The 10907-nt window shown below is 63.0% G+C and carries 11 protein-coding genes; 4 read left to right on the top strand and 7 right to left on the bottom strand.

Annotated features, from left to right (window positions below):
- Positions 1-50: 50 nt before the first annotated feature.
- The 4 genes from M529_RS33350 (at position 51) to M529_RS33335 (ending at position 4833) form a co-directional block, all read left to right on the top strand.
- Positions 51-3008, top strand: coding sequence for a Tn3 family transposase (locus M529_RS33350; RefSeq protein WP_031294302.1), 2958 nt, complete (start codon positions 51-53; stop codon positions 3006-3008).
- An 85-nt stretch (positions 3009-3093) separates the two neighbouring features.
- Positions 3094-3456, top strand: coding sequence for a DUF7673 family protein (locus M529_RS33345; RefSeq protein ID WP_021317595.1), 363 nt, complete (start codon positions 3094-3096; stop codon positions 3454-3456).
- A 34-nt stretch (positions 3457-3490) separates the two neighbouring features.
- On the top strand, positions 3491-3862 hold the full coding sequence (locus M529_RS33340) for a hypothetical protein (protein ID WP_021317594.1): 372 nt from the start codon (positions 3491-3493) through the stop codon (positions 3860-3862).
- On the top strand, positions 3859-4833 hold the full coding sequence (locus M529_RS33335) for a tyrosine-type recombinase/integrase (RefSeq protein ID WP_021317593.1): 975 nt from the start codon (positions 3859-3861) through the stop codon (positions 4831-4833). Before M529_RS33340 ends, M529_RS33335 begins: the two co-directional genes overlap by 4 nt.
- On the opposite strand, the gene M529_RS33330 is transcribed toward M529_RS33335, so the two are convergent.
- The 7 genes from M529_RS33330 to M529_RS33300 form a co-directional block, all read right to left on the bottom strand.
- Complete coding sequence (locus M529_RS33330) at positions 4830-5450, bottom strand: histidine phosphatase family protein (protein ID WP_015063474.1); 621 nt, start codon at positions 5448-5450, stop codon at positions 4830-4832. The genes M529_RS33335 and M529_RS33330 overlap by 4 nt on opposite strands.
- A gap of 6 nt (positions 5451-5456) precedes the next feature.
- The gene (locus M529_RS33325; RefSeq protein ID WP_020817757.1) at positions 5457-5735 is read right to left on the bottom strand and encodes a toxin-antitoxin system HicB family antitoxin; all 279 of its coding nucleotides are present in this window, start codon (positions 5733-5735) and stop codon (positions 5457-5459) included.
- A 2-nt stretch (positions 5736-5737) separates the two neighbouring features.
- Positions 5738-6157: a putative toxin-antitoxin system toxin component, PIN family gene (locus M529_RS33320; RefSeq protein ID WP_020817758.1), complete on the bottom strand. Its 420-nt coding sequence runs from the start codon at positions 6155-6157 to the stop codon at positions 5738-5740.
- Positions 6158-6520: 363 nt separating this feature from the next.
- The gene (locus M529_RS33315; RefSeq protein ID WP_021317592.1) at positions 6521-7642 is read right to left on the bottom strand and encodes a hypothetical protein; all 1122 of its coding nucleotides are present in this window, start codon (positions 7640-7642) and stop codon (positions 6521-6523) included.
- Entirely contained in the window at positions 7639-8280 is a 642-nt protein-coding gene (locus M529_RS33310) for a recombinase family protein (RefSeq protein WP_021317591.1), read from the bottom strand. Before M529_RS33310 ends, M529_RS33315 begins: the two co-directional genes overlap by 4 nt.
- A 72-nt stretch (positions 8281-8352) precedes the next feature.
- A complete protein-coding gene (locus tag M529_RS33305) occupies positions 8353-9219 on the bottom strand; it encodes a recombinase family protein (protein ID WP_006953933.1) in 867 nt (288 codons plus the stop codon).
- A 142-nt stretch (positions 9220-9361) separates the two neighbouring features.
- A partial coding sequence (locus M529_RS33300) for a Tn3 family transposase (protein WP_021317590.1) occupies positions 9362-10907 on the bottom strand: 1546 nt, incomplete at its 5' end.

The following is a 10907-nucleotide window of genomic DNA, read 5'->3' as shown; positions in this document are numbered from 1 at the left end:
TGGCCGCCAGAGGACCGTCTGACGGACACGCAAAGCGAAGGAGATGATGCTTGGCGAGACGGCGACTGGTGAGCCTGGAAATCTGGGCGAGGCATTATGGCGCGCCGCTCGATGAGCGCGAGATCGCGCGTCATTATACGCTGACCAGCGACGACCTGGAAATTGTCGGCCGCCGTCGCGGCGATGCCACCCGGCTCGGCTATGCGATGCTCATGCTATATATGAGATGGCCTGGCCGTGCGCTGGAAGCGGGCGAAGTCCCGCCCGCTCCTGTGCTCGCCTATGTGGCGCAGCAACTCGGCGTCGCGCCGGCAGCCTTCGCGGATTATGCCCATCGGGACCAGACCCGTCGCGAGCATCTCGTCGAAATCCGACGATCGCACGGGTTCAGGATTTTTGACCGCAACGCTTTCCGTGAAGTTGTCGCCTTCTCGGTCCCAATCGCGCAGACCATCATACACCCCGGCCAGATGGCAGACGTCATCGTCGATGAACTCCGGCGCCTGCAGATCCTCCTGCCTTCTCCGTCGATTCTCGAAGCGGTGCTGCGGCGGGCGCGCCAGCAAGCCGAACAGCTTACCTATGAAGTGCTCACGAATGGCCTGCTGCCTGACACCCTTCAGGGCCTGGACGATTTGCTGGCCCGACGACCGGGGCAGGTCGCGACATGGCTATCCTGGATGCGCAATGCGCCACAATCGCCGGCAGCGCGCAACATCCTGCGCCTGATCGAACGGCTCGCCTATATCCGCGCGCTGGGCCTCGATCGCGCCCGTGCCGACATGATCCCGGCTTTGACTTTTGACAGGCTGGCGGACGAAGGCAGCCGCATCACACCCCAGCACCTTGGCGAACTCAATGCCCTGCGCCGCCATGCGACGCTGGCGGCAACCGGCATCCGGCTTGAGGAAAGCCTGACCGACGCCACCCTGACGATGTTCGACAAGCTGTTGGGCAGCATGGCGCGCCGCGCCGAGAACCGGACCCGCGACAAAGCCCTCAAGACGGTGCGCGAGTTGCAAGGCCACCTCCGGACGCTCACGGGGTCTTGCCGCCTCCTCATCGACGCGCGCAGCAAGGGCGTGGATTCTCTGGCGCAGATCGAGGCGCTGGACTGGCAGCACTTCGCCGTGGCCGTCGAGCAGGCCGAAGTGCTCGGGCGACCGGAAACCGTCGATCGCACCGCCGAATTGATCGAGCGGCATCGGACGGTGAAGCTCTTTGTCGGCGCTTTTCTCAACGCCTTCGAGTTTCGCGGCGCCGGCGCGGTTCAGGGGCTCCTGTCAGCGCTGGCCATCAGCGCGGAGCTATATCGGACCGGCAAACGGCGCTTGCCTGATCGCGTGCCGCTACGCTTTGTGCCGCCCGCATGGCGCCCGTTCGTCCTGCGGGATGGCATCGTTGATCGTGCCGCTTATGAACTATGCGCCTTGTCGCAACTACGCGAGCGGTTGCGAGCCGGGGATATATGGGTCGCGGGAAGCCGGCAGTTTCGCGATTTCGACAGCTATCTCATACCGCCGGCGACCTTTGCGGCGCTGCGCGAGAAGGGGCCGTTGCCGCTCGCCATCGAAACGGATTTCGAGCGCCATATCGAGGAACGGCGCACCAGGCTCGACACGGCGATCAAGCAGGTAACGGTCCTTGCACGGCAAGGGGAGCTGCCCCAGGTTAAGCTTGACGAAAACGGTCTCATCATCTCGCCGCTGAAGGCGGCAACACCGCCCGCCACCGAGATTGCCCGTCGCGCCGCCTATGATCGACTGCCGCGCGTGAAGATCACCGATCTTCTGCTGGAGGTCGATGCCTGGACCGGGTTCAGCGAATGCTTCATCCATCGTCGTTCGGGCCGGGAAGCCGACGATCGCAATGCGCTGCTCACGGTCATCCTCGCCGATGGCATCAATCTCGGCCTCACACGCATGGCGGAAACCTGCCGGGGCGCAAGTCTGCGTCAGCTCGCCCATCTTCACGACTGGCACATCAGCGAAGCCGCCTATGGCGAAGCGTTGGGAAGGCTGATCGACGCCCATCGCGCCATGCCGCTCGCCGCGCTGTGGGGAGACGGCACCACTTCGTCGAGCGACGGACAGCAATTTCATGCCGGGGGCCGTGGGGCCGCGATCGGCGACATCAACGCGCGCAGCGGCAACGAACCAGGCGTTGCCTTCTACACCCATGTCTCGGATCGATATGACCCCTTCGCAAGTCGGGTGATCGCGGCGACCGCTGGCGAAGCGCCCTATGTGCTGGATGGCTTGCTGTATCACCAGACCGGCCTGACGATCGAGGAGCACTACACCGATACGGGCGGGGCATCGGACCATGTGTTCGGCCTCATGCCCTTCTTCGGCTACCGCTTCGCGCCGCGCCTGCGCGACATCAAGGAGCGTCGTTTACACCTCCTTCCCGGCCAAGAATCCGGCCCCTTGCTTGCCGGCATGACGGCCGAACCGATCGCATTGGGTCATGTCGCGGCGCATTGGGACGAACTGCTGCGGTTCGCCACGTCGATCCGCACCGGCACCGTCACTGCTTCGGCAATGCTGCGCCGCTTGTCCGCCTATCCGCGACAGAACGGACTGGCCCTCGCACTACGCGAGCTGGGCCGCCTCGAACGCTCCATTTTCATGCTCGACTGGCTGCGCGACATCGACCTGCGCCGGCGCACCCAGGCGGGCCTCAACAAAGGCGAAGCCCGCAACGCGCTCGCCCGCGCGCTCTTCTTCAACCAGCTCGGCGAACTGCGCGATCGTCGGTTCGAGAACCAGACCTATCGCGCCTCCGGCCTCAACCTGCTCGTCGCCGCCATCATCTTGTGGAACACTCGCTATCTCGAAATGGCGCTGGCGGACATCGGCACAGCCGACGAAATCGCACGCCACATCGCGCCATTGGGCTGGGAGCATATCTCGCTGACCGGTGACTATAGCTGGAATGTTGAAGATCAACCCGATCCGGACGCCTTGCGACCGCTGCGCGCCGTCAACTCCCTACTTGCCGCGTGACGTTCGCTATCCGTTCGCCCTTTCCGTGCAGATACGTCACTTTCGTGTAGTCACCCCTTCGGGGCCGGCGATTGGAAACGGTGCGATGACCGGCGCAGCGCCCACACCCCCGCAACGCCGTCCCGTCATCAGGGCCGTGAGCTTCGATGAGGCCGGCGCGGCGATCGGCCGCTTGCTCCCCATCGCCATGCCGCCCACGCGCGCGGCCGAAACCGGCGCATCGGGCAAGGTCGCGGATTTCCTGCTGGCGTGGTGGAACGGCGACGAGTGCGGCCATTTCCCGATCATCCACTTGTGCAACCTCGATGCCGTGATCGCCGAGGATATGCTGACCATCATGGCCTATCTGGCGCAGGAGCCGACCACCTACGCCGACGCATGGGGCTATCGCGACGCGATGCACGACCTTTGGGTGCGCTATCGCGGCGACCCTGCCGAGAGCGTTTAAACGTGCCGGAGATCCACGACCAAAAGGGAGTCCTATGACCGACGACGAGTTGCCCGACGACAACCCCGCCGAGCGCGCCCAGGCCAAGGCGCTGCGCGAGCAGGCCCGCGCGGGCGGCTTGCGCTTCGAGGCGTATCTACCCGGCAGCATGGCCGATTGGCTGCTGGCGCAGGTCGAGCGGGGTAGGTTCGCCGACCCTTCCGAGGCGGTGTTCCTGATCGTCCAGAACTTCATCGAAATGGAGCCACACCGCGACCTACAGGACGAGCTGCTGCGCCGGATATTGCAGGCCCGCATTGACGATCCGAGGCCGGGGATTCCGCATGATGAGGCTTGCGCCAGAATCGATCGCTTGCTTGCCGAGCCTCGCCCCGATCCGGCACGATGGGAGAAGATCGCGCGATGAACCAGCTCGCCCCCCTGCCCTCGCCCGTATCGTCGCCGGCACTGGCGCTGCCGGCGTTGATCGCGACGGCCGACGATGACACGCGGCGGCGCTTCCTTGAGTTCTTCGCCGTCACCATCCGCAACCCCCACACGCGGCGCGCTTATGCGCGCGCAGCGGGCGACTTCCTCGCCTGGTGTGAGGCGCGCGGCGTCGCCTCGCTCGCCGGCGTGCAGCCGCTTCATGTCGCGGCCTGGGTCGAGGCGCAGGGGGGCGAACTGGCCCCGCCCAGCGTCAAGCAGCAGCTCGCCGGCGTGCGGAGCCTGTTCGATTGGCTGGTGATGGGTCAGGTGGTGCCGGCGAACCCCGCCGCGTCGGTGCGCGGACCGGCGCATAGCCAGCGGCGCGGCAAGACGCCGGTGCTGGCCCCCGACGAGGCGCGGCGGTTGCTCGACAGCATTGACGTGACCACCCATGCCGGCCTGCGCGACCGTGCCCTGATCGGCCTCATGGTCTATAGCTTCGCCCGGATTGGTGCCGCGCTCTCCATGCGCGTCGAGGACGTGTTCGTGCAGAACCGCCGCCTATGGGTGCGGCTGCACGAAAAGGGTGGCAAGCGCCATGAAATGCCCTGCCATCACAATCTTGAGCATTATCTGGTCGAATATATCGACGGGTGCGGTTTGCGCGAGGACCGCAAAGGGCCGCTGTTCCGCACCATCGCGCGCGGCACTAAGCGACTAAGCGATACCCCCCTGCCCCAAGCCAATGCCTTCGCGATGGTGCGGCGGCGCGCGGCGGCGGCCGAGATCGGCACGGCGATCGGCAATCACAGTTTCCGCGCGACCGGGATCACCACCTATTTGAAGAATGGCGGCACGTTGGAGACGGCCGCGACGATGGCGAACCACAGCTCGACGCGCACCACCCAGCTCTACGATCGACGGCCTGATGACGTGACGCTGGACGAGGTGGAGCGGGTGTTGATCTAGGCGGCGACCGCTGGCCCACAGGCCCAGCGGTCGCCCTGCCAATGAAACCCCACCCGCTGCGCGTTGCCGATCGCGGGCGGCTCCCCCTTGCGCCAGAACGCGCGCATCTTGGCCCGGTCATCCATATGAGCGTCGGCGACGATTGCGCGTGCAGCCTGGATGAATTGCCCATGCCCGAACACATAGGCCAGCGAGTCAGCAGGCATGGCGGCGAGACGCGCCAGCGCGGCCTCGCAGCGCCGTAGCAGCGTGCCGAAGCTCTCCGCCCCTTCCCCGTCGCAATAATCAGGATCGGCCGCGCTCCAATAGCGTTCGAGGTGCGGCATCCTTTCGGCGCTGCGCGTGCCGTTCCATCGGGAGGGTTGGAGATAGGTAAATTCTTCGATCGGCCACGTCTCCACCGGCACGCCGGGAAAGCGCGCGATCGTCGGCGCGGCCGTCTGCCGGGTGCGGGTATAGGGCGACGTGACGATAAGCGCGGGCGCTTCCGTCCAGCTCGCCGCGACCGCGCGGGCCTGTTCCTGGCCGCGCTCCGTCAGCTCGATCGTCGCCAGATCGTGACACGGCACGCCGGCGTTGCCGGTGCTTTCGCCGTGCCGGATGAAGATGGCCCTCATGCCGGATTACTGGCGCAGGCGATCGAGCGTCCAGCCTTCCGGCAATTCGTCGCCGGCTTCGGGCGGCCGATTAGGCACCTTGTCGAGAATACGGCCCAGGCCGCTGCCGGTGTGGCCCTTCGCGCGGCGCGTGAAGAACTCGGCCGCCGTCTCGACCGCGCCAATTTTCTGCGCGACCGCCGTTGCGATCCATTGATTGAGGCTAACGCCATCTTCCTTTGCCAGTCGCGCCGCTGCCGCCTTGATCGAGGTTGGCAGCTTGAGCGGGTAGGTCGCCTTGCTCATTGTCATAACTCCTTCAACAGATCGGCGGGCTGCATCAACCGGATTCCGAAGCGCGGGGCTGCGCCCCGGAAATCGCGGATATTATAAGTCACAAGCGCATCGGCCCGCCCGTTAATCGCTGCTTCCAACACCATTTCGTCGTCGGGGTCGCGTAGTTGCGGCCGCCACAGCAAATGCACCTCCACCGGCTCGATCAGCGCCGCCAGCTCGCCAAGCAGTTCGTCCACGGCCTCCAACGTCAGCCCCGACACTTGCCGCTGCTCCGGTCGTTTCAGTACGTCCTCATATTCGAGGAACAGCGACGGCGTGGCGAGTATCTTCAAGCGGCCATACTCGACGGCGCGCAGTAGGGCGAAGCTCGCTCCCGTTTGGCTCCGCAGCGCCGTGGCGATAACCGAGGTATCTAATACGACTCTTTGCATCGCGCTTAATATAACATCCTATGGGATGTTTTTCTAGATGGCTCTAGTCCGCCACTGGCGAAGCGATGAGCCGGCGACAAGGCGAGTAGAAATCAATCATCTGTATATCATAACGCTATCGTTACGCTGTCATATGGACATTAAAAGGCAATATCGGGCGCGACCCTTCGGGCACGGCTCTATCTCCGCGTGACCGCTCCGACCAAGCCCGCAAGCGGTCTTGGCGCATAAGCGTGACGATCCTCGCGTGAGGCAGGGGCCTTGCCCCTGCCCTGTCGTGCCGGCGTGCGCCGGCGTGTCGTTTATTTGCGTGGGCAGAGGGGGGCGGTGAGAGGATGGACAAAAACGTACGCTAACGCTTGTTCAGAGGGCTTTCAGGGTGTGGAGCAGTAAGTGTGAAGCCCGTTTGATCGCGCCATCGTAACGGCCGAACGCGAACGCCACCGCCTCTGTCTGCCTCTGGATCATGCCGGAATGCCGTTCGAACGCCCGATCGACTGCGGCGAGAACATCGTCGGCACCTGATGCGACCTCTCCCAGATGCCAACCGGCATAGCGTGGATCGTCCTGCCAGCTTACGTCATGGGCATTGATGAAAGCGACCGGTCGAGGCGTGGCGATAAATTCGTAAAGCTGGCTCGACATGTCGCCCAGATAGAGGTCGGCCGACCTCGAATAGGTCATGTCGAAGAGCCGGGGAGAATCCAGATCGACGGCGATGTGCCCCGGCACGGCAAGTTCAAGCCATTGCGCCCGTGCTGCCCGATCCAGGTTCTCGAACGCGCGGACGTGGGGAGCGAAGACTAGGTTATATCGCTCCTGTTCGCGGAAGCGGGCGATGACATCGCGAGCGATGCCGATCGAAGATAGCGCGGGATCGAAATGGGGATTGTACAAGACGGTCGGGCGATGATTATCGAACAATCGTGGCCCAGCTGGCAAGGCCTGCAGATAGTCCATCTTCACATAGCCAATGGCCGAGAGCCGCTTCCGGTCCAGGCCCTGCGCGACGGCTCGCTCGATGTCCTTCTGTCCGGGCACGAAAATGGCGTCGAAGGCTTTCAGCCTCGCTTCGGAAGATGGCGCGCGATCACCGGCGCCGTGGCGGAAATGCACCAGTGGACGCCGCCATCCCAGCCACCGCAAGGCAGCCGAGGTTCGCTCCGGGACGATGATGGCCTCAGAATTGCGGGCTAGCCATCGGATCCGCGCCAGCAAGGGGCCTTTCGCCGCCGAGCGGATGCCCGTCACGCGCGCTGCGATCCTGCCTGCCCAAGGCCAGGCGATCTGCGTCACGGTCATCGCGCTGGCTTTCATCGCCGCGCCCACCGCGCCCAGGGCGGCGGCAGTACGATCGTCGGCGCAAATGCAGCAGACTGTGATATCCGGATGACTCAGGCTGAGTTCGGCAGCGACTGGAGCGAGATGCAGGACCTGATGCTCCCCTCCAATAAAGATGAAGGCGAGATTGTTCAAAATCGTCATGACTTATCCAGTGATCGCGCCTTTCGAGCGAGAAGCTTCTGTCCGTCCGCCCGGATTTCCCCTTTCGGCGTGACATGTCGGTAGAGTGTCTGCCGGGTGATGCCCAACTCGGCGCATAATTCGGCGACTTTTGTCTCTGGCTTCCCCATCGCGGCTTGGGCGAGGCGCAGCTTGGCGGGCGTCATTTTAAAAGGGCGTCCCCCATGCCGCCCGCGCACGCGGGCTGAGACGAGGCCGGCACGGGTACGCTCGACGATCAGCTCACGCTCGAACTCGGCAAGGCCGGCGAAAATCGCGAAGATCAGCCGACCATTAGCAGTGGTGGTGTCGATCGACGCGCCTTCACCCGCCAGCACCTTGAGGCCGATGCCACGCCTGGTCAGGTCGCCGACTGTGTTGACGAGGTGACGCAGATCGCGGCCGAGCCGGTCTAGCTTCCAGATCACGAGCGTGTCGTCGCGGCGTAGCGCTTTCAGACAGGCGTCCAGCCCCGGTCTCTTGTCGAGCCGGCCAGAAGCAGCGTCCTCATAAATGTGGTCGGGATCGATGCCGGCCGCGATTAGCGCATCGCGCTGGAGATCATGGACCTGGCTGCCATCCGCTTTGGACACCCGTGCATAACCGATCTGCGTAGTCACATATAGGCCCAGTCGGCCCGAAGCTGCGATTTTGGCCAGGTTGAAGAACGAACACTGAACGCTTGATTGATTCTACCAGGACCGTTGCTGACCACCGACCTCGTAGATATCGGCTTCCATGGAGCAATTGTAGCTCTCTGCGATGTTGAACATCTCGGAGAGGAGGCTTTGGATTTCCTCATCAAGGGAAATGCCATCCGGATCGGGGTCATAGGCGACGGTCAGTTTGTAATCACAATTGCCGTTTTTTACCATGGCGTAGTCGCGTTCCAGCATCGCCTCAATCCGCTCCCGAGCGGGTTTTCTACCTCTTCCACGCTTGTTGAAGTTCTCGATAATCAGATGCAGGGCGATGCTGGCAGTGGGCGGCTTTTCCGGCAGTTTGGTCTGTGACGGAATAATGTCGAGCGCCCGATAGACGGTCATTCGTGAGACCTTCAGGTCGCGGGCAACGCGGGCCTTGCTGGCGCCGGCGGCAAGGCGACGGCGGATTTCATCGTCATCGACGTTCTTCTTCCGGCCTTTGTAAACGCCTTCGGCGCGCGCCGCTTCGATCCCGGCGCGCTGACGATCCTTGATGAACTTCAGCTCCATATCGGCGACCATGCCGAGTATGGTGATGACCATTCGCCCCATGTCGCCCGCCGTCGTCACCTCTGGCTCAAGGATGCGCAGCGAAGCTCCCTTTTCATCAAGCTCATGCACCAGGTTCAGGACATCGCGCGTGGAGCGGCCGAGCCGGTCGAGCCGCAGCACGACCAGCTCGTCGCCGGTGTGCATAAACTGCATGATCGTTTCCAGTTCCGTGCGCCCGCTCCGCGAGGCCCCCGATCCGGTCTCGGAACGGATAATTTCGCAACCTGCATTCTTGAGGCGGCCAATCTGGATATCCAGATCCTGGTCCGTGGTGCTGACGCGGGCATATCCGATACGAGCCAAGTGCAAAATCCGTCACATTAGGGTGGCTCTTGCAGTGTATCGTCACATTGAGCGCAAACCCACCCTTTTGTGACAGACGAATGGTGTCACTCGGCCCTATCACTCTGGGGTGTACCCAAATGTTATAGGCCGATCAGCCGCCTCACGCTGCAAGCCGTCCAAAATCAATCCGGTCGTTCAGGTCGAGGTCGAAGCGGCCATAAGGGTTCACATGACTGTAGATCAACGGCGTGAGACCACGATAATCTTCCGGCGTCATCCGCCCCGCCCACTTCGGCTCAACCAGTACGGTCTGAAGCATGCGGGTGTTCACATACACCAGCGACGCTTGCAGGAGGTGTAGCGCCAGAACGGAGATTTCCTGCTCATGGATGCGGTTGGTGGCGATCTCGCCGCCCTTGCCGAAGAACACGAAACCATTAGCGCCGTTCCAGTTCTCAACCACATTCAGCCCTTCGTGGATCTCGCGGCGGAATGCCTCCTGACGCAAATACCGGCATAGGAAGATTGTTTTGACCGCGCGGCCGAGTTCACTCAGCGCCTTGTAGGTCGGGTGCATCACTTCGGCTCTGGCAAACCGGAGCAGGATCGCTTCCGGATCGGCGGTGCGCGATTGCATGGCAGCGGCATATTTGACCATTTCGTCATATTGTTGCTCGATCTCGTCCCAGTCGATCGGGCTGGAGAGGATCGGCAGTAAATTGGAAAGCCGCGTGCGCATGCCGGCTTGGGGAAGGGCCAGTTTCTGGCGTGCCACTGCTTTCAGCCGCGGGGCAAGCTCAAATCCAAGGAGTCGGCAGAACGCAAAGCCGACTGCGCTCTGGCCGTGGCTATCGACGTACTGGCGCTGGATTTCCATGTCGGTGCAATGGCGTAGCACGCCTTCGATCATGGAGGCGACCTCCGAGGAAGAGCACCGCTTGAGCTGGGAATAAACGCAGGTCGCGCGCTTCTCCACATGCCAGTAGATCATGACGCCACGGCCGCCATAGCGGGCGTGCCATTCCGTCATCAGGTTGCGGTCCCACGCGCCGAACTTCGTTGAATCGGACGCGCATGCCGTGCCCGCATCTCCCCATACTGCGGCATTGCGGATTGCCAGTGTCGCGTTTGCTACCCGCGCGCACGCCTCCCTCAGCGCTGGCGCGTGGATGAAACGGCGATGGACATGCAGCAATTCCTCGTAACTGACATCGGGTGTTGCGCCAGCGACCCGCTTGAGCCCGGCGTTCGTGCCCAAGCCATAGAGACACAGCAAAAGACGCTGAGCCAAGGCTGCTTTCGACAGGGTAACCCGCGAGGCCGACGTTTCGAAAGCATCCATCAATCCCGTGTCCAGAGCAGCCTCTTTCAACACGTCCAGCAGTCCGGTCATCGGCCAGCGCTGACCGATCTCGCTTTTGATCGAAGCGAGACCCTTCGGTTCGGGCAAGGGCTTGAACGGTGTAATCGATATCCGGTTGTCGCCGCGCCACAGGAGCCGGACCTTGTCGTTTTGTGGAATATTGGCATTGAGGAGCAACAGTTCCCGTTCAAGCTCCTCCCGGATCGAGGCGCAAAACGCCTGCGCATCTGGCGTCAGGCTGAGGCCGGAATAGTACGCATCTCGCCTGATCTCGAAGTCCTTGGGAAGATCGTCATCGGGATTGCGATAGCGATCCGCCCCGACCACCCAGATTTCTTTGGAG

Origin of the sequence: Sphingobium ummariense RL-3 (genome assembly GCF_000447205.1) — a bacterium.
Taxonomy (GTDB): domain Bacteria; phylum Pseudomonadota; class Alphaproteobacteria; order Sphingomonadales; family Sphingomonadaceae; genus Sphingobium; species Sphingobium ummariense.
The sequence above is the reverse complement of the archived record's forward strand: the minus strand, read 5'-3'. Positions and strand labels throughout refer to the sequence as shown.